The organism is Streptomyces tubercidicus (assembly GCF_027497495.1).
Taxonomy (GTDB): Bacteria; Actinomycetota; Actinomycetes; order Streptomycetales; family Streptomycetaceae; genus Streptomyces; species Streptomyces tubercidicus.
The window spans coordinates 2,062,604-2,081,985 of sequence record NZ_CP114205.1; the positions used below are offsets into that span (position 1 = coordinate 2,062,604).

Genomic DNA, 19,382 nt, shown 5'->3' on the forward strand with positions numbered 1-19,382 from the left:
AGACCGGGCTCGCGATGCCGTCCGGACAGGTGGGACTAGTCGAGGTAGTCGCGCAGCACCTGGGAGCGCGACGGGTGACGCAGCTTCGACATCGTCTTCGACTCGATCTGGCGGATCCGCTCACGCGTGACGCCGTAGACCTTGCCGATCTCGTCCAGCGTCTTGGGCTGGCCGTCGGTGAGGCCGAAGCGCATGGAGACGACGCCGGCCTCACGCTCGGAGAGGGTGTCCAGCACCGAGTGCAGCTGCTCCTGCAGAAGCGTGAAGCTGACCGCATCGGCCGGGACGACCGCCTCGGAGTCCTCGATGAGGTCACCGAACTCGCTGTCGCCGTCCTCGCCCAGCGGGGTGTGCAGCGAGATCGGCTCACGGCCGTACTTCTGGACCTCGATGACCTTTTCAGGGGTCATGTCGAGCTCCTTGGCCAGCTCCTCCGGGGTGGGCTCACGGCCCAGGTCCTGGAGCATCTGGCGCTGGACGCGCGCGAGCTTGTTGATGACCTCGACCATGTGGACGGGGATACGGATCGTACGGGCCTGGTCGGCCATCGCGCGGGTGATGGCCTGGCGGATCCACCACGTCGCGTAGGTCGAGAACTTGTAGCCCTTGGTGTAGTCGAACTTCTCGACCGCACGGATCAGACCGAGGTTGCCCTCCTGGATCAGGTCCAGGAAGAGCATGCCGCGGCCGGTGTACCGCTTGGCCAGGGAGACGACCAGACGGAGGTTGGCCTCCAGGAGGTGGTTCTTCGCCCGGCGGCCGTCCTCGGCGATGATCTCCAGCTCGCGCTTGAGCTTCGGTGCGAGCTTGTCGGAGTTCGCCAGCTTGTCCTCGGCGAACAGGCCCGCCTCGATGCGCTTGGCGAGTTCGACCTCCTGCTCGGCGTTGAGGAGCGGGACCTTGCCGATCTGCTTGAGGTAGTCCTTGACCGGGTCGGCGGTGGCGCCGGCCGCGGCAACCTGCTGAGCAGGGGCGTCGTCCTCGTCGTCATCGGACAGGACGAAGCCGGCGTTCTCTGCGCCCTCGGCGGCCTCGGGGGCGTCGCCCTTGCCGGGCGCCGGGGTCTCCTCGGTCACGTCGTCGTCGAGCAGCTCGTCGACGTCCTTCTTGGACGCGGTCTTCTTGGCGGTGGCCTTCTTGGCCGTGGCCTTCTTCGCGACCGTCTTCTTGGCGGTCGTCTTCTTCGCCGCGGCCTTCTTCGCGGGCGCGGACTCGGACTCACCGGCCGACGGGTCCGCCATGGGGGCGGGGGCCGCGGCCGCGGTGGTCTTCTTGACCGTGGCGGCCTTCGCCGCGACGGTCTTGGTGGCGGTGCGCTTCGCCGGACTCTTCGCTGCGACGCTCTTGCGGGTGCGCTTGGGCGCCTCTGCGGCACTGACCATCAGCGTCACACCCTCCTCGTCGAGGATCTGGTTGAGGCTGCGCAGAACGTTCTTCCACTGGGTTGGCGGAATCTGGTCAGCCTCGAAGGCCCGACGCACGTCATCGCCGGCGATCTGCCCATCTGCCTTTCCCCGCTCGATGAGCGCCATCACAGACTCGGACTCGGCGATCTCCGGCGGGAGCGTACGGGATGTGCTGGCCGACACGAACAACCTCTCGGAACGATGGAAACGGCTTCCGACCCCGTCCAATGTGGATCGGAGCCGACGACCGCCGGTGGGGATGGACCGACGGCGCAGGGGCAACCGGGGAGTTGAACAGCGTCACGAACGCCGCTCGTATTCCCTCCTCGGCTATCACCTCTTAAGTCATCGCGCTTCCCTGAAGAGCGTTACGCCCAATCTGCGTGGCCCGAGTCACACCCCATAACGACCCATTCCCAGTCATATGACATGCAACCCTCCCAAGGTCTGTCGCCGGATCCGGTCGACGCCCCGGATCCGGCGATTTCGTGCGCCGTCGCCGCGTACGGCGTGCCCTGCCCGGAGGGGTGTGCAGGGCACGGGGCCGCGCGGCGCCTACCGTCCGTACGCGGTCGGGTACGGCCTTCAGTGCTCGCGGGGCGCGGGGACGACGTGGTCCACGGGCGTCCCGGAGCCCTGGCCGACGGCCTCGCCGTGGGCGGCGAGGAGCTGCCGCATCGCGGATTCGGCCGCGGTGGCGTCGCCGGAGCCGATGGCGTCGACGACCCGCATGTGCTGGCCCACGGATGTGTCGACCGGTCGCTCGCAGCCGCCGCTGGAGCCACCCGAGACGTGCAGAGCTGCGGAGACGATGCCCGAGAGGTGTTCGAGCATGCGGTTGCCGGCGAGCTGCAGCAGCAGCGAGTGGAACTCGGCGTCGGCGCGGGAGAAGGTCATGGTGTCGCCCTGGGCCGCGGAGTGGCCCATGATCTCGACCATGTCCGCCAGCCGCTGCTGGATGTCCTCGCGGCCGTGGCCGGCGGCGAGCCTGGCGGCGAGGGGCTCGATCGTCCAGCGCAGCTCCCACAGCTCACGGCGCTGGTCGTCGCGCTGTGGCCCGTAGGCCCGCCATTCGATGATGTCGGGGTCGAGGAGGTTCCAGTCGCTGACCGGGCGCACGCGAGTGCCCACGTTCGGGCGGGCGCTGACGAGGCCCTTGGCCTCAAGGACTCGCAGCGACTCGCGGACGACGGTGCGGGAGACCTCGAAGCGCTGGCCGATCTCCTCGGGGACGAGCGGGCGGTCGGCGCCGAGATCGCCGGAGACGATCATCTGGCCGAGCTGCTGGACGAGTTGGCCGTGCAGGCCTCGGCCGCGACTGCCGGCCGCCCGACGGCCGACCCGGCCGATGTCTGCTTCGGGGCCGTCCCAGACCTGCGAAACCCGCTCGGCACGGTCCTGGCCGGCTGCGTTGTTGGCGTTCGCGGCGTTGGCCGCGTTGGCGTAGGGGTAGCGGTCAAGCTCGCCGGGGCCTGCGAGGCCGGTGTCGCCGGGGCGAGCCGCGGTCATCATGGTGTGCGCAAGGGTACTCACGCATCTTTTGTCGGCGACACCCTCAACACCCTTGAGGTCTTTGGTGAAAAGCACACGAAAGGGTGATCGCCCCCCATCCCTGAATTGACGCTTTATCGGAAAGAAATGCGCTGTCCCAGGCGGGTTGTGGACAGCAGCCACAACAACAGGGCGCCAAAACATATGCATTACTCGATCAGCGACTGAAGCCGCCCGGCACCGTTGGGACATCACCGCAGACCAGGCCGGTCGGCAACAAGACCGTTGCCGCGCTTGGGGGTTGGCGCGTGAACCGCATCACGATCAGATGCGCCTTGGTCGATTCCGAACGAGCCCTTGACGCGGCCACTGAACGGCTGAACGACCTCTGCTGTGGCGTTATGAGAGGCACCCCGAACAATCCCAAGAGGAGGGAACGGAATACACCGATCACCCATACTCCGCGCAGGCGAAACTGCGTCGGCTGCACGCTCAACTGGCTCCGGGAAAAGGCCACTCGATGACAGCGGCGACGAAGGCCACCGCGGGCGATGTCGGCCCGAGGGAAGGAACGCGGAATGCGGGGCGAGCCGCTGACGGACCAAGGCGTCGAGCGCGGTTCGTTCGGGCGGGGCGGGATGAGGCGGGCGGGCCGCGCTAGTGAGGTGGCGCCCCGGTCGGGCGGCGCCGCACGAGGGGGAGCGCCGACGGCGGCCGGACGCGCGCCAAGGGGGTCGCCGGGCGGGCCGGTAGCGCGAGACATCGCACCCCTCGCGGGGCGTGAGGCCGGTCGGGAGCTGCGGGGATTACGAGAGGACTCACGCGAACAAGGTAGCGCAATATGTCCTATTTTCTCGCAATTGCTCAATCCTGATGGTTTGCCGTGTCACCGTGGGTGAACTTCGGCCCCATGATGCCTGGGCGGCACCCCGGGCTCAGACCTCCGGGCGCAGCATCGGCGGGTTGAGCAGCGTCGCACCGCCGGCTCTGAACAGTTGTGCGGGACGGCCGCCCTGACGTGTCGTCGTGCCCCCGGTAGGCACCAGGAACCCAGGAGTACCGGTCACCTTGCGGTGGAAGTTTCGGGGGTCCAGTGCTACGCCCCAGACCGCCTCGTAAACCCGGCGCAGCTCGCCGACGGTGAACTCCGGCGGGCAGAAGGCCGTGGCCAGCGAGGAGTACTCGATCTTCGAACGGGCCCGCTCGACGCCGTCGCCGAGGATCCGGGCGTGGTCGAAGGCGAGCGGGGCCGCCAGCTCGCCCTCCCGGGCGAGGGTGTCGTCCTGCTCCAGGAGAGTCTCCACCGGTGCCCACCGTGCGCTGTGCGCGTCGCCGCCGGCCCTGGGAGCGGGCAGGTCGGGAGCGAGGACCAGGTGCGCGACGCTGACGACCCGCATCCGGGGGTCCCGCTTGGGGTCGCCGTACGTGGCGAGCTGTTCGAGGTGTGCGCCGTGGATCGGCGACGAGCCCGCCGGGGACTGGGCTTGCAGACCGGTTTCCTCGGTGAGCTCCCGGGCGGCCGCGTCCTCAAGGTCCTCATCGGCCCGGACGAATCCCCCGGGCAGGGCCCAGCGGCCCTGGAACGGCGGCTCACCGCGGCGCACGGCCAGCGCGCACAGGGCGTGGCGGCGCACGGTGAGCACGACCAGGTCGACGGTGACAGCGAAGGGCGGGAAGGCCGACGGGTCGTAGGGAGGCATGGGCGTGATCATAGTCGTCCGCCTGACGATAAACAGGCCCGTAGCACCTCACGAGCCCAGCCGCAGACCGTCCGCCGCCGTCTCCACCACCCCCATGCCGAGTCTGCTGATCCGTACGGCGAACGGCTGCTCCGCGACGGTCAGGCCGGTGAGCTGTAGTGCGCCGAGCGGGGCCGTACCGGGCGGCCGCACGGACACCGTCCTGGCGGGGACATCGGGGCGCAGGCCGGCGAGCGCGACCAGTATGTGCACCGCGCCGGCCGCCGCCACGGCAGCGGGGCGGCAGGCCGCCGGATGCGGCACGGGGGCGCCGTTCGCGGTGCGCTGCTCCCCCGCGTACATCTCGGGGAGCCGGTACCCGAAGCTTTCCGCGGCATCGAGAAGCCCTTTGGTCAGGGCGCCGGCCGGCCGCTCATGGCCTGCCGCGGCCAACCCGGCGGCGGCGATGGCCGTTTCATGGACGCGGACCGCGCCACTGCGGTGGCCGAAGGGGTTGTAGCCGCTCTCCTTGGTACCGAGCCCCCGCAGGCCCCATCCGGAGTCCATGGCCGGGCTGCCCAGCAGTGCGGCCAGCCGGTCGGTCTGTGCCGCGTCCAGCAGACCGGGGGCGAGAGCACCGCCGCCGAGCAGGCCGGTGTCGAGGAGCGAGGCGGTGGTGGAGGCGAGCTGTGGGACGGGGCGTCCGTCTGCGGTGAGCAGGGCCGCGTGGCGGCCCCCTGCACCGTCCTCCAGCCAGAAGTCCGTACGGAACCGGGTGCGCAGATCGGCGGCCCAGTCCCGCAGCACCGCCGCGTCGGAGGATCCGGAGGCATCGAGGAGATCGGCGCCCAGGAGGGCGGCGCGATGGGCATGGGCCTGGGTCTCGGAGCGGTACGGTCCGCCGGGTGCGGGGTCGGGGACGTAGCCCCTGGGGCCGCTGCCCGGCGGGTCGGTGACGATCCGCAGCCATCGCAGACAGCGCTCCGCGGCGGGGAGCAGCCGTTCCGTCTCCCGTTCGGGCAGGCCCCAGCGGCGGGCCTCTGCGAGGACGGCCGGGAACAGAAGGGTGGCCTCGATGCCGGTGCAGCTCGGTGGGGCGTGTGGACCGGCGTCTCTGAGAGGGCCCGGGATTCGGCCGAAATCCGCCCCTGGAGCGGCTTGTTGACCACGGGCGAGTGCGCGCAGCGTGCCCGCGGCGAGCCGGGTGCCCAGGGGAAGCAGCATCCGGGCGGCCCACAACGCCTCGACCGGTGCGAGGCCGCAACGCCAGGGGAATCCACCGGCGAGATACAGATCCCCCGTGGCCGCCGGGTCGCGCATCACCAGGCCGTGGAGATCGTCGAGGCTGCCCGCCATGAGCGCGTCGGCCCGTTGGTCGTCGCACTCCAGCCGGGCCGCCGACCAGGGGCGCGGTGGCCGGTCGCCGCGCATCCGCGGGGCGACCCGTCCGGTGCGCGGGCCGGGGAGGCGGGCGTTTCCAGGGAGCCGGTGGGCTCCCGGAGCGCCGCCCGGTCCGCCGTCGTCTCGTTCGAGTCCGGCGCGCAGTTCGATGGTGCGGCGGGCGCCGGGCGGTAGATCCAGTTCCCAGCGCAGCAGGCCCGCCGAGGCCAGTGCGTCCGCGGGGGCGGGCGTCGCGGACACCACCGCGTGCACACCGGGCGCGGACCAGCGGAGTCCGGAGCCATGCACCGTGGCCTGCAGGCCGGGGCCCGGGAGGCCGACGGCGGCCGAGCCGAGCTCCGCGAGATCCGTGCCCAGCCGGATCTCGACCGGAAGCCGGACGGGCCGGGTGGCACTGCTGCGGAACGTGATCTGCTCGGTGCCGTCGGCGGACCGCAGCCGCTCCACGTGGATCTCCGGATCCGGCCCGCGCTCGCCGGTCCTGCGGACCGTCCCGAAGAACCGGGCACGGTCCGCTCCGGTCAACCGCCCCTGGACGACGAGTGGTTCCTCGCCCGCCACCAGTAGTTCGCACCGGGACAGGACCCGTCGGCCGTCGCGGTAGAAGCCGTCCATACCCCGCCCGGTCAGCTGCCCCGACGCCGGGGAGACGGCGAGGGAGGGGAGGGCCACACAGACGAGTGAGGAGTGGACGGGTTGCGGTTGAGGGGCCCGGGGCGGTGCCGGGCGCCGCGCTCCGGGCAGCCGGTGGGCCGGCTGAGCAGTGGGGACGATGCCTGGCACGCGCTGTGCTCCCTGGTGAGGTCGGGGGTCCGTACGGATTACGCCACTCGGGTGAACGCGTCGGCCGGCGCCCAGGTCACGCCGGCCTCGCAAGAGCGGCCCGGTCACCGTCGGCTCCGGTCGCCGTCCCGGCCGGCCCGGCGCCTGCCGCGTCCGTCGGTCGTACGGGTGCCGGGACCTGTCGCGCCGCGCGGGCCCCGGGGGCGGCCGGCAGGTCCGGGGCGGGGCGACCCGGGGCGCTTTGTGGGCCGCGGTGTCTCCTTGGCGGCCGGAGCGGTCGAAGAGGTGGGCGCCTCGCCGGCGGCGACCGCTTCTTGGTGCTGCTCGCGCAGGCAGCGGCGCAGCGGCTCCGGATCGAGGCCTTCGTTGATGGCGTGGTGCAGCAGCTGGGCGAAGGTGTAGTCGGGGTCGAGGGCCAAGGCGCAGCTAAGAGCGACGCGCGCCGAGGGTCCGTCCTCGGTGGACCAGCACACCCAGCCGGCGAGGGTGAGCGGTGCCGCCGCGTGTTCGGCATAGCCTCCGGCACAGCGGCGGGCGAGGGCACGCCAGAGCCGGAGAGCCGGCGCGGCTGTGGGGCCGTCCATCCACTCCGCCGCCCGGTCACGGGTGACCCGGTCCTGGATGCCGAGGATGAGATCAGCGGCCTCGGAGTCGGTGATCAGCGCGTCGTCGCAGGCGTCCCTGGCCCGGTTGCTGCCCGAGGGGGTGTCCAGTCGGAACCGGCGGATCATGGCGTTGGCCAGATCGAGGGTCTCCCGGCGGACAGCCACCGCCCCGTCCCGCCGGAGCATGCGCGGCAACAGCGCAGCGGCTGCCGCGTCCAGCGCCTTCTGCTGGTCGGCGGCCCGCGGTCCGGTGCGGGGCCGCAGCCTGGCCTCCATCTCCTTGAGGGAGCCGCGCACCTGCATTCCCGCGTAGGCGGCGGCTGCGGCCATCACGGACGTGCCCGGCATGACCATGGGTGTGCCCTCGGCGGGGCAGCAGCGGAAGTCGGGGCAGCAGTAGGACCAGAAGCGGCCGTTGGAGAGACAGAGAGCTTCCAGGACTGGTACGTCGAGCGCGCCGCAGGCGGTGCGCAGCCGCTGGGCGAGCGGGCGCAGCCGGTCCCTGACGTCCTTGCCGCTCTCGCCCGTTGCGGGCTCCTGGCAGAGGTAGACGATGATCGCCGCGGGCCGGTCGTCACGCTCCTGGCCTGCCGAGATCAGACAGTCGGCGAGCTGGTCGGCGACATCCGGCCACTGCGCGGTGTCGGTCGGGATGCCGAGCCTGACCCGGCCGCCGAAGCGTCCGCGCTCACCGTGCAGGGCGACCATCACGACGCTGTCGTCCGGATAGAAGCCGAGGAAATACGGAAGGGCGTCGGCGAGCTCGGCCGGACTGCGCAGGGTGACCTGGGCATCGGCGCCGGGCGCGGGGCTCTCATCGGCGGAGGAGGTGTAAGCGGAGGCGTGGGAGGCGTCGGACGGAGTCTGGGAGCCGGCGATGTAGGCGGGGTCGGGGCGCGCGGGAGGGTTGGTGGTGTGTGCGGGGTCGGCCGGTCCGGCCGGTTCTGCGGCGCTGGTGGGGTCAGTGGGGCCGCTCGGTGCGATGCGGCGGGAGGGCCTGGTGGTGTTCGAGGGGTTGGCCGGGGCCGACGGCTTGGGCGGGCGGGGGGAGTTCGAGGGGGTCGGGGCGGACGAGTGAGGGGAGGTGGCGGCGGGGTTGCTGTCGCCGGTGCGCTTGCTCGGTTCGCTGTGCGGATTCATGAATCGAAGATCCCGCGGCCGGCCGCTGCGCCGCGACCCCTGTGGATAACTCGCGGGCGACGAGGTTATCCACAGGTTCGGTCGGGGGTTCGCGCGATGTCAGTGGCATCGGGTTGCATGGGGGCATGAGCAACGAAGATCTGCGTGCCGCAGCCGATGCCGTCCTGACCCGCCTCGTCGGAGATCGCGAGGGCGAGGTCAGGCTGCGCGAGGATCAGTGGCGCGCGATCGAGGCCCTGGTCGCCGACCACCGCCGCGCCCTGGTCGTGCAGCGCACGGGCTGGGGCAAGTCCGCGGTCTATTTCGTCGCGACGGCGCTGCTGCGCGAGCGCGGCAGCGGACCGACCGTGATCGTCTCCCCGCTGCTCGCTCTGATGCGTAATCAGGTCGAGGCGGCCGCGCGCGCGGGGATTCGCGCGCGCACGATCAATTCCGCCAACACCGAGGAGTGGGACACCGTCCAGGCCGAGGTGGCGGCCGGTGAGGTGGATGTCCTGCTGGTGAGCCCGGAGCGGCTCAACAACCCCGATTTCCGTGATCAGGTGCTACCCAAGCTCGCCGCGGCGACGGGCCTGCTCGTCGTCGACGAGGCGCACTGCATTTCCGACTGGGGGCACGATTTCCGGCCGGACTACCGGCGGCTGCGTACGATGCTCGCCGATCTCCCGCCCGGTGTGCCGGTGCTCGCCACCACCGCGACGGCCAACGCGCGGGTGACCGCCGATGTCGCCGAACAGCTCGGAACGGGCGAGGGCTCCACGGAGGCGCTGGTGCTGCGCGGGCCGCTGGACCGGGAGAGTCTGAGCCTGGGGGTGCTCCCGCTGCCGGATGCCGCGCATCGGCTCGCCTGGCTCGCGGACCATCTGCACGAACTGCCGGGCTCGGGGATCATCTATACGCTCACCGTCGCCGCCGCCGAGGAGATCACGGCGTTCCTCCGCCACCGGGGGCACACGGTCTCCTCGTACACCGGCAAGACGGAGAACGCGGACCGCCAGCAGGCCGAGGACGATCTGCTCGCCAACCGTGTCAAGGCGCTGGTGGCGACCTCGGCGCTGGGCATGGGCTTCGACAAGCCCGATCTGGGGTTCGTGGTGCATCTGGGCTCGCCGTCGTCCCCCATCGCGTACTACCAGCAGGTGGGCCGGGCCGGCCGTGGGGTGGAGCATGCCGAGGTGCTGCTGCTGCCCGGACGGGAGGACGAGGCGATCTGGAAGTACTTCGCTTCACTGGCGTTCCCGCCCGAGGAGCAGGTGCGGCGGACCCTGGACGTCCTGGCAGCCGCCGGCCGGCCGGTGTCGCTGCCGGCCCTGGAGCCGCAGGTCGAACTGCGCCGCTCGCGCCTGGAGATCATGCTCAAGGTCCTCGATGTGGACGGCGCCGTGCAGCGCGTCAAGGGGGGCTGGATGTCCACGGGCCGGCCGTGGGCGTACGACACCGAGCGCTACGCGTGGGTGTCACGTCAGCGCGAGGCCGAACAGCAGGCCATGCGGGAGTACGCGGGCACGACGGGCTGCCGGATGGAGTTTCTGCGGCGGCAGTTGGACGACGAGGCGGCGGTGGCGTGCGGCCGCTGTGACAACTGTGCCGGGGCGCGGTTCACCACCGAGGTGTCGGCCGCATCGCTGGACGCGGCGCGCGGTGAGCTGGGGCGGCCGGGGGTAGAGGTCGAGCCGCGCCGGATGTGGCCGACGGGGCTGCCGGCCGTCGGGGTCGATCTCAAGGGGCGCATCCCGGCGGGCGAGCTGGCCGCGACCGGCCGCGCTCTGGGGCGGCTCTCCGACATCGGGTGGGGCAACCGGCTGCGTCCGATGCTCGCCCCGCAGGCTCCGGACGGTCCGGTGCCGGACGATGTGGCGGCCGCGGTGGTCACGGTTCTCGCCGACTGGGCGAAGGGGCCCGGCGGTTGGGCCTCGGGAGCGGCGGAGGCGCCGGCCCGCCCGGTGGGTGTCGTCGCGCTCTCCTCACGTAGCCGTCCGCAGCTGATCCGGTCGCTGGCCGAGCGGATCGCCGCGGTCGGCCGGATGCCGTTCCTGGGCACGGTGACCTCGTCGGACGACGGTGCCGACGGCAGGATTCCGCGCAGCAACAGCGCCCAGCGACTGCGGGCCCTGCACGGTTCGCTGGGCGTGCCGCCGGAGCTGGCGCGGGCCCTGGCCGCGGCGGGTGGTCCGGTGCTGCTGGTGGATGACTACGCCGACACCGGCTGGACCCTGGCCGTGGCCGCCCGGCTGCTGCGCCGGGCCGGAGCGGAGGAGGTGTTTCCGTTGGTCCTCGCCGTACAGGGCTGAGCCCGTTGGACCCACTGCACTACGCGGGGACATTTGGGATACATGGGGCCATTTAACCCATGTGCGGGAATTGCTCGTTGCCGCATGCCTGTGCGACCGCGAGAATTGGGGTTGCTTCCCCTTACCGGCCGTCCGTGGTCAGGCAGGGCCATGTCGTGGTGCGTACCGCGCCGGCCCGGCGCCCGAGGTGCGGACGCGTAGACAAAGGGAGGAACGTGACCTTCGGTTTCGCCTCGCCTCCACCTGTGTCCCCGCCCGTGTCCGCCGATTCCGCCCGGCTGGGACGCATGCTGGCGCCCGCCGAATGGGCCTCGGCCGGTATCCCGTTGCTGCGCAGCCCTCGTGAGCTCGTCGTCGGGCTGCACGATCGTCATCGCCCGGGGCCGTCGACGGCCATCGTCGCGGTGCTCGATCCGCAGGAGCGGGTGACGGCCAGCGCTTCGTTCACCGAGCTCGCGGCCGCTCCCGATGGCTGGGAGTTCCGCAATGTGCTGCTCGCGCATCTACGCCGGGTGATCCCGCACGATCTGCGGCTGCGTGCGCCGGTGCGCACCGCCGTGCTGCTCTACTGCCGTGCGGGCGAGCCCCGTTGGACCGAGACCGACGGGGCGTGGATGTGGGGACTGCGCGACGCCTGCACCCTGCACGGGCTGCGCTGCGGGGCCTACATCACGCTGACCCCGGACCGCTGGCAAGTACTGGGCGAGGACCGGGGCGGGCGCCGCCCCACGCCGTCCCCCATGGACCAGCCGCTGGGTGAACCGGCCCCTTCGGCGGCGGGGCGCAGGGAGACGCTTCGCGCGACGGCAGCACGTCCGGAGGCCCCGCGCACGGCCATGGGCATTCCCGGGCAGAACCGGTCGGTGCCACGGTGCACCGGCGGAGGCGCCCCGGAGGCCCATCGGCACACCGCGGCGCGCTGAGGGGACCGGCGGACCGGCGGACCGGGCTACCGCACAGGCGGGGCAGCGGGCCACCCTGCCCGGCACGGCCGTGCCGGGCGTCGCCGCCGGATGCGCAAGCGAGCCCGACGGCCTCCAGGGCCGACGGGCTGTTGCGCGAACCGGCAGCGGTCAGGCGGGGGCGCCGAGCACGGCGTTGATGCGCTGCGGGTCACCGCAGACGATCATCAACATTCCGGCACGGGCCATCGCCGCGGGCAGCGCCCGCGCGGTGACCTCGTCCGAACCGCCGTTCACGGCGACGACCACGACAGGCCGTCCGGTGGCACGCTCGGCCGCGGCGTCCGCGTAGAACACATCGTCCGCGGCGTCGTGTTGGGCCCAGTAGGACGCCTCGCCGAAGGACTGTTCATGCGCGGCCCACGGGTGGGTTTCGCCGGTGGTCAGCACCAGGATTTCACCCGGCGCACGCCCGGAGTCCAGCAGCAGATCGACGGCCTCGTCGGCAGCGTCGACGGCGCCGCCGGCGGGGGCCGGGATCAGCTGGAGCTGCGCTCCCGCAGCGGTGCCGGGCGAATCGGCCGACGGCTGCGGGGAGTTGGTGCGCTGCGCCGGCGGAGCGGCGACAGGCCCACGCGGCGGGGCAGCAGGTCCGGGCTTGCCCGGACGGACACTGGACGCGGGAGCGCCACGCGGAGGCGCGGGGCGGGGACCGGGACCAGGAACGGGGCGGGGGGTCGACGCGGTACGGCCGGCGGCCGGAGTTGCGCGGGGACCCGGGACACTCTCGTGAATCTGAGGCTCCTCGGGGATGAGAGGCATAAAGGGATGTCTATCAAACGTAAGTGCGGAACATGTCATCGGGTACCGAATTCATGTCCACACCGCTCAGAAGTCGAAGCCGAGTTGGCCACCGGCTTCCAGAGCGGCTGCTTCGGGGGTGATGCGCACCTTCTTCAGATGCCGCCACCGGGGCAGGGCGTCCATGTAGGACCACGACACTCGGTGGTGCGGCGTAGGACCGTACTCCTCCAGGGCGATGCGATGGGTCGGCGAGGGGTACCCGGCGTTGGCCGCGAAGTCGAAGTCGGCGTGGGCCAGGCCCAGTTCGGTCATCATCGCGTCGCGTCGCACCTTGGCGATCACGGATGCGGCGGCAACCGCGATACAGGACTGGTCGCCCTTGATGACCGTGCGGACCCGCCACGGCATGCCCAGGTAGTCGTGCTTGCCGTCGAGGATGACCGCGTCCGGCCGGACCGGCAGCGCCTCCAGGGCGCGTACGGCCGCGAGCCGCAGGGCAGCGGTCATACCCAGCTCGTCGATCTCCTCCGGTGAGGAGTGCCCCAGGGCACACGACGTGACCCACTCGCCGAGCACCTCGCACAGTTCGGTGCGGCGCTTGGGGGTCAGCAGCTTGGAATCGGTGAGTCCGTCGGGTGGCCGGCGCAGTCCGGTGATCGCTGCGCAGACGCTGACCGGACCGGCCCACGCTCCGCGTCCGACCTCGTCGACACCTGCAACGATCTTGGCGCCCGTCGTGGCGCGCAATGATCGCTCGACGGAATGTGTGGGGGGCTCGTACGGCATGGCGCCAGCAAGGTTACGCCTATTCGGGCCGGCCGTCCGCATCGGATCCACACCTGGCGGCAATCGGTGCCGACGACTGTGGGAGCGGGACCGGGCGGGGCCGCTACCGACGGGTATGCCGAAGCGGGCGCGGGTGGGCCGGGGCCGGTAGCGGACGCCGTCGTTCCGTTGCCGCGCACGCACTCGTATGGAGCCCAAGTCGCCGAGCGGAACCGCCTGTTGGAGGGCGCAGCAGGACACGGGAGCGGGCGCGGATGATCGGCTCGCGACGGGTGAGGGGAGCAAGGGGTGCGGCGGTACGGCGGTGATCAGTCGGCGAGGGCGGGGGCCCACGGCGGGAGGGGCTCGGCGCCGTCCAGCCACGCCTCGGGCGGGGCGCCGGCGCGTCCGGCGGCGGCGACGATGCCGCCGACGATGGCGCAGGTGGTGTCGACGTCGCCACCCGCCTGCACGGTGGTCCAGAACGCCCGCTCGTAGTTGCCGAGATGCCGGGCGGCGGCCCACAGGGCGAAGGGCACGGTGTCGTGGGCGCTGGTGCGTCGTCCGCAGCCCAGGACCGCGGCGACGGTGCCGGAGTCGGCGTAGTCGAGCATGTCGCGGGCCCGGCGCAGCCCGGCCTGTACGGCGCTGCGCGGGATCAGCGCCAGCACCCCGTCGAGCAGCTGCTCGGGGCCGGTGCCGCGGGCCGGGTCGGCCACCAGGGCGGCCGCGGCGGCGACGGCCATGGCGCCGACGACGGCCTCGCGGTGCTGGTGGGTGGTGTAGGCGGAGATCTCCGCCTGGTGGGTGGCCTGCTCGGGGTCGTCGGCGTACCAGGCACCGAGGGGAGCGATGCGCATCGCGGCTCCGTTGCCCCACGAGCCGTGGCCGTTGAAGAGCCCGGACGCCAGCTCGCGCCAGTCGCCGCCCTCGCGGATCAGCCGCAGCATGCGGTTGACGGCCGGACCGTAGCCACGGTCGACGTCGTGGTGGTCGGCGAAGGAGCGGGCGAGGGCGTCCTGGTCGATCCGTCCATGGGTGGTGAGGACGGCGAGGACGGAGCAGGCCATCTCGGTGTCGTCGGTCCACTGCCAGGGGGCGGGAGGCGGCTCGCGGCGCTTGAGGGAGGGGTAGTTCGCGGGGACGAAGAACTGGGATCCGAGGGCATCACCCACGGACAGTCCGCGCAGGCTCGCCAGGGCCCGCTCACGGCGGTCTGCGTCACGGTGGTCGAGGGTCATCGGTGTGCACTCTAACCGGTGGCCCCATAAGGAAGGGGTTCACACCAGCGCTCGAAGGGCCGGTCAAGGGTGTAGCGGCCGTCCGGGCCGAGCAGCAGGGTGCGCCATTCCGCGTTGCCGGGGTTGGACAGCGATTCGAAGTCCGCCACCGTCCAGTGGAACCAGCGCATACAGAACAGGCGCATGGTGAGCCCGTGCGTGACGATCAGGACGTTCGGCGGGTGGTGGGGATCTTCGAAGCTGCGCCAGAGGCTCTCCAGGAACGCCCCGACCCGGTCGTAGACATCGGCTCCGGACTCCCCCTGGGCGAAGCGGTAGAAGAAATGGCCGTAGGCATCCCGATAGGCCTTCTGTCGGCGCACGTCTTCGCGGTCCTGCCAGTTGCCCCAGTCCTGCTCGCGCAGCCGGGGCTCCTCGCGCACCCGGACCCTGGCGGGGTCGAGGCGGAGCTCCCGGAAGGTCTGGTGGGTGCGGCGGTACGGCGAGACATAGGCGGAGACCCGCTCGTCGCCGAACATCTCCCGGACCGCGACACCGGCCTCCGCCGCCTGCCGCATCCCCGCCCCGGTGAGGGCGAGTGCGTGATCGGGTTCCCGCTCGTACACGGTGTCGTCGATATTCCCCTCCGACTCCCCGTGGCGGATGAGAACGATGCGTCGGGGCCGAGCCATGCCGCCAGCCTAGATCGGGCGCCTTGCGCATGTCGCACGCTGCCGTGGTCGCAGCCCGGTCGTACGGGATCGGGGGCGTCGGTCGCGTCCTGGGTGGTGTGGTCCGGGGAGAGGTCAGGGGTCTGGGCGAGGCAGCCGATGGCACCGTCGGCCTGGTGCACCACATGGCCTTCTTCCGGTCGCTCGCCCGCCTCCATCTGGCCGCTCGGCACCTGCGACGATGCGTAGCGGCGTCGGCTTCCCGGCGCCGCCCTCCGCCACGATTCCGATGCGCTCGCCCGGGGCGCATCGACCGGGAGGCGCCGCCGCGCAGCAGGCGGTCGCCGTATGAGTGGGTGATGTCGTGCAAGGAATTCTGAGTGGGCATCGATCCCCCCGCAAGGTAAATGCAACCTTCGTCGCATTACGATGATGATGCCAGACGGGACTCACTAACGCAACAGGAGTAGCAATTGTCTGATCAGCCGGCGCCCGACAGCGGCCGCGAGAGCGGCGCCTCCGCACCCACCCCCGGCACCCGGCGGCCCGGCGGCCGTACGGCACGCACCCGCGCCGCCGTCCGCGACGCGGTACTGGCCGGCCTCAGCGAACACGGCTATCCGGGGCTGACCGTCGAATATGTCGCCGCCCACTCCGGCGTGCACAAGACGACGCTCTACCGGCGCTGGAAGGACGTTGAGGGACTGGTGGCGGACGCGCTGGATCTTGCGGGCGAGGACAGCTGGGTCCCGCCGGACACCGGATCCCTGGAGGGCGATCTGCGCGCCCTGGCCCAGGAGGTCGTCGCTTCGTTCACCGACCCGGCCGTGGCCACCTCGGGGTCCGCGATGATCGCCGCGGCCTTCCAGTCGGAGCGGGCGGCCGAGGCCCTGCGCGACTACTACACCGAGCGGTTCGCGCGCTGCGAGACTCTCGTCGAACGCGCCGTGCGACGCGGGGAGTTGGCCGCGGCCCCGGGCACCACAGCGGACACCCCGGCGGACGGCGCCTCCGGCGCCGGCCCACACGGCGGCATCGGCACCCGCCCGCACGGTGACATCGACGCCGGAGCGCTCGTCCGGTCCGTCTCCGCGCCGCTGTTCTTCCGCCTGTTCATCACCCGGGAGCCGGTCGACGACACCGTTGCCGAGCAGGCCGTGGCGGCAACACTGGCGGCCGCCCGCGCCGGGGCGTTCACAACCGCCGACCGGGCCGCCGACCGGGCGGACGCCTCCCCCGGAGCAGCCCCCTGACCGTGCCGCCCCTCACACCGTCCACGACGGTTCGAGCTGCACCACGTCCCCCGCGATCGCCCGGACATCGGCGGCTATCTGGGCACGCAGCGCCAGCCGCTCCACCCGCTCCGGACGGTACTTCCCCCGCTCGGCCGCCGACTGCCACAACGACAGCACCAGGAACTCCTCCCCCGGAGCCCGCCCCAGCATCCCGCGCAGCATGCCCGGCGAACCCGCCATCGCCGGGTTCCAGACCTTCTCCTGCATCAGCATGAAGTGATCCACCCGGTCCTGCCGCACCTGGCAGTGCGCCAGCCGCAGGACATCCACATCGCCGAACGACGGGCGGAAGCCCACCTTCACATCAAACTCGTGCTCGAACAGCCGGACTTGGGCGTCCTTGAACGTGCCGACCTGGGCGGCCGCCAGCCGGTCGTGCGAGCGCGCCATGAAGGAGTCGTAGAACGCCCGGCTCTCCCAGAAGGCGACCAGATGCGCGACGCCCGGCCGCCCACGGCTCCATCCCCCGCCCTGGCCACGGAACCCCGGCTCACCCAGCAGCCCCGCCCATTTCCGCTGCCCCCGCTCGAACCCTCGACGGTCCACGACGGTGAGGCGAATCCACTTGACAAGCACCGCGCCATCGTACGGCCCAAGGGCGGACCGGGATCACTGCGCGTCACTCTCCTCCCACCCCGAACTTCCTTACGGGCGCGGATCGATGGGCGTACGGACACCGAGCCGCCGCTCCACCGCCTCGGCCGCCGTCAGGCACAGATCCTCCCGGTAGGAGCGCCCGATCAGTTGCACTCCGTACGGGAGCCCGTCCACCACCCCGGTGGGGACGGCCACCGCGGGCACCCCGACGAAACTGGTCGCGGTACACAGCCGCAGCGCGTGCTGCACCCGCCGGTGACTCTCCTCGTCCCGTAGCTCCTCCCCCGGAGCGAACGGCGGATCGGTGAACACCGGCCCCAGGACCAGCGGGTACTCGTCCAGAAAGGCCGCCCAGTCCCGCTGGATGCCCATCCGCACCCCGGTGAGCCGCAGATACTCCGGCAGTTCCACGGGGGCCGACCTCGCCATGCCCCACTCGACATAGCGATGGCCGCCCTCCCCGAGCAACGGCTTGACGGCCGGCCAGGCGGTGGCGAACTCGGTGAGCGTCATCCGGGCGTAGGCGTCGAGGGCATCGTCCAGCCGCGGAACGTCCGCCACCTCGCTGACCTCGTACCCGGCATCCCGCAGCGCGTCCGCCGCGCTCTCCACGGCCCGGTGCACCGCGGGATGCACACCACCGCCGCCGGGATCCGCCACCATCGCCACCTTGAGGGGACGCGCCGGCGGCGCCCCGTAGGGCGGCACCGGTACGGCCCTCGGGTCGCGCGGATCGGCCCCGGCCAGCACCTCGTACGCGAGCCGCAGATCACCGACCGTACGGGCCAACGGGCCGTCGACCACCAGGAACTGGGTGGCGAGCGAGGGGTCGTCCGGGCCGACGCGGTGATCGGCGGCGAACCGCCCGTAGGTCGGCTTCAGACCCGCGACGCCACAGAAGGACGCGGGAAGGCGCACCGACCCTCCGGCGTCGTTGCCGAGTCCGAGCGGGGCCATACCGCTTGCCACGGCCGCGCCGTCACCGCCACTGCTGCCGCCCGGCGTGACCGTAGTACTCCAGGGGTTCACGGTGTCCCCGTACAGCTGGCTGCGGGTATGGATGCCGGCCAGGATGAGCGTTGGCATATTGCTGTGCCCGATGGGGATACCGCCCGCCGCGCGCAGGCGGGCGACCGGGGGCGCATCGGCGTGCGCGACGAAGTCGCGGAAGCGCTCCGCGCCGTAGGTCGTCGGCACACCTTGAATGGCCGTGGTCTCCTTCACGGTGAACGGCACACCCGCCAGCGGCCCCGGCTCCGCACCCGCCGCACGCCTCCGGTCGACCTCCGCCGCGTCGTCCCGCGCTCGCTCGGCGAGCAGCTGAGTAACGGCGTTGACGGCCGGGTTGACCGCGGCGATCCGCTCCAGATGCGCCTCGACCAGCTCCACCGCCGACACCTCACCGGTGCGTACCGCCGCCGCCTGGGCGCGGGCCGTCATCTCCCACAGCGTGTCGCGCATGTCCTCCCCTTCCCACGGCCTCGACCGGCCCTCTCCTGGGCCGCCGGGGCCGCCCCTGACGTTCCGATGCGCTTGCATCACTTCAGCATCGTAACCTTGTTTCCGATACATGCGCATCGAATAAACGGAGTGCGGGCATGCCCAAGCAGGTCGACCACGAGAGCCGGCGCCGGCAGATCGCCGAGGCGGTGTGCCAACTCGCCGATGAGAGCGGTCTGGAGGGCGTCACGCTCCGCGACGTGGCGGCCCGCGCGAAGGTGTCCATGGGTGCCGTCCAGCGCTGCTTCGGCACCAAGGAGGAGATGCTGGTCTTCGCGCTCGGCCACATCGGCGAGCGGGTCACCGCGCGGGTCGCGGCCCGGCTCACCGCCTCGCCCGCCCAGTCGGCCCGTACGGCACTGGGGCACACCGCGGCGGAGGTGTCGCTGGTCCAGGAGGAGCAGCGCGCCGAGGCACGGGTCTGGCTGGCCTTTGTGGCGCAGGCCGCCGTCAGTCCGACCCTGGCCGGAATTCTGCGGAGCAACTACGCCGGTCTGCACAGGGTGTTCACCCAGCTGATCGCCGAGGCATCCGACACGGCCGACCCGGACCGTGCGGCCCGCACCCTCCTCGCCCTGGCCGACGGCCTCACCACGCATGTCCTGATCGGCCACCTCTCCCCCGCCGAGGCACTGGGCGTACTGGACGGCCAGCTCAACCACCTCTGGGGCGAGCGGACAGGCTGAGCCGCATCCGCCGATCCCACGGGACGGACGGCACTTTCCAGCCACTCACAGTGGAGGCAAACCACGGGTGACCAGGGGCAGTTCACTCCGCCTACGCGCCGTGAGGCGTGGCACGATGGACAGCCAACGGGAAGCCCCGGGGAGTT

15 protein-coding genes are annotated in these 19,382 nt (G+C 71.9%); 4 read left to right on the top strand and 11 right to left on the bottom strand.

From position 1 onward, the window contains the following. Positions 1-35: 35 nt before the first annotated feature. The 5 genes from STRTU_RS08735 to STRTU_RS08755 form a co-directional block, all read right to left on the bottom strand. Positions 36-1,589 carry an RNA polymerase sigma factor gene (locus STRTU_RS08735; protein WP_269777341.1) on the bottom strand — a complete coding sequence of 518 codons (1,554 nt, stop codon included), beginning with the start codon at positions 1,587-1,589 and terminating at the stop codon, positions 36-38. Positions 1,590-1,991: 402 nt separating this feature from the next. Then, positions 1,992-2,993, bottom strand: coding sequence for a FadR/GntR family transcriptional regulator (locus tag STRTU_RS08740; protein ID WP_159743017.1), 1,002 nt, complete (start codon positions 2,991-2,993; stop codon positions 1,992-1,994). An 839-nt stretch (positions 2,994-3,832) separates the two neighbouring features. After that, positions 3,833-4,597 carry an NUDIX hydrolase gene (locus STRTU_RS08745; protein ID WP_174878832.1) on the bottom strand — a complete coding sequence of 255 codons (765 nt, stop codon included), beginning with the start codon at positions 4,595-4,597 and terminating at the stop codon, positions 3,833-3,835. A 48-nt stretch (positions 4,598-4,645) separates the two neighbouring features. Then, positions 4,646-6,649 (bottom strand): glycogen debranching N-terminal domain-containing protein, encoded by a 2,004-nt coding sequence (locus tag STRTU_RS08750; RefSeq protein ID WP_159743019.1) that lies wholly within the window; start codon positions 6,647-6,649, stop codon positions 4,646-4,648. A 215-nt stretch (positions 6,650-6,864) separates the two neighbouring features. Then, positions 6,865-8,505 (bottom strand): DUF4192 domain-containing protein, encoded by a 1,641-nt coding sequence (locus STRTU_RS08755; RefSeq protein WP_246240275.1) that lies wholly within the window; start codon positions 8,503-8,505, stop codon positions 6,865-6,867. Between the two features lie 125 nt (positions 8,506-8,630). Between STRTU_RS08755 and STRTU_RS08760 the strand changes: the two genes are divergently transcribed. Then, a complete protein-coding gene (locus STRTU_RS08760; protein WP_159743020.1) occupies positions 8,631-10,796 on the top strand; it encodes a RecQ family ATP-dependent DNA helicase in 2,166 nt (721 codons plus the stop codon). 215 nt (positions 10,797-11,011) lie between these two features. Beyond that, a complete protein-coding gene (locus tag STRTU_RS08765) occupies positions 11,012-11,719 on the top strand; it encodes a hypothetical protein (RefSeq protein ID WP_159743021.1) in 708 nt (235 codons plus the stop codon). Positions 11,720-11,869: 150 nt separating this feature from the next. Here the strand turns inward: STRTU_RS08765 and STRTU_RS08770 are convergent, their stop codons facing one another. The 4 genes from STRTU_RS08770 to STRTU_RS08785 form a co-directional block, all read right to left on the bottom strand. Then, positions 11,870-12,520 (bottom strand): hypothetical protein, encoded by a 651-nt coding sequence (locus tag STRTU_RS08770; protein WP_159743022.1) that lies wholly within the window; start codon positions 12,518-12,520, stop codon positions 11,870-11,872. Positions 12,521-12,586: 66 nt separating this feature from the next. After that, complete coding sequence (locus tag STRTU_RS08775; protein WP_159743023.1) at positions 12,587-13,288, bottom strand: ribonuclease HII; 702 nt, start codon at positions 13,286-13,288, stop codon at positions 12,587-12,589. 308 nt (positions 13,289-13,596) lie between these two features. Further along, positions 13,597-14,508 (bottom strand): ADP-ribosylglycohydrolase family protein, encoded by a 912-nt coding sequence (locus STRTU_RS08780; protein WP_159743024.1) that lies wholly within the window; start codon positions 14,506-14,508, stop codon positions 13,597-13,599. 11 nt (positions 14,509-14,519) lie between these two features. Beyond that, complete coding sequence (locus tag STRTU_RS08785; RefSeq protein WP_159743025.1) at positions 14,520-15,179, bottom strand: histidine phosphatase family protein; 660 nt, start codon at positions 15,177-15,179, stop codon at positions 14,520-14,522. Positions 15,180-15,631: 452 nt separating this feature from the next. Between STRTU_RS08785 and STRTU_RS08790 the strand changes: the two genes are divergently transcribed. Beyond that, on the top strand, positions 15,632-16,411 hold the full coding sequence (locus STRTU_RS08790) for a TetR/AcrR family transcriptional regulator (RefSeq protein ID WP_159743026.1): 780 nt from the start codon (positions 15,632-15,634) through the stop codon (positions 16,409-16,411). A 12-nt stretch (positions 16,412-16,423) separates the two neighbouring features. On the opposite strand, the gene STRTU_RS08795 is transcribed toward STRTU_RS08790, so the two are convergent. Then, positions 16,424-17,029, bottom strand: coding sequence for a YdbC family protein (locus STRTU_RS08795; protein ID WP_159743027.1), 606 nt, complete (start codon positions 17,027-17,029; stop codon positions 16,424-16,426). A gap of 69 nt (positions 17,030-17,098) precedes the next feature. Then, the gene (locus STRTU_RS08800; protein WP_159743028.1) at positions 17,099-18,511 is read right to left on the bottom strand and encodes an amidase; all 1,413 of its coding nucleotides are present in this window, start codon (positions 18,509-18,511) and stop codon (positions 17,099-17,101) included. Between the two features lie 137 nt (positions 18,512-18,648). Between STRTU_RS08800 and STRTU_RS08805 the strand changes: the two genes are divergently transcribed. After that, positions 18,649-19,236, top strand: a complete 588-nt coding sequence (locus tag STRTU_RS08805) for a TetR/AcrR family transcriptional regulator (protein WP_159743029.1) — start codon at positions 18,649-18,651, stop codon at positions 19,234-19,236. The last annotated feature ends 146 nt before the right edge of the window (positions 19,237-19,382 follow it).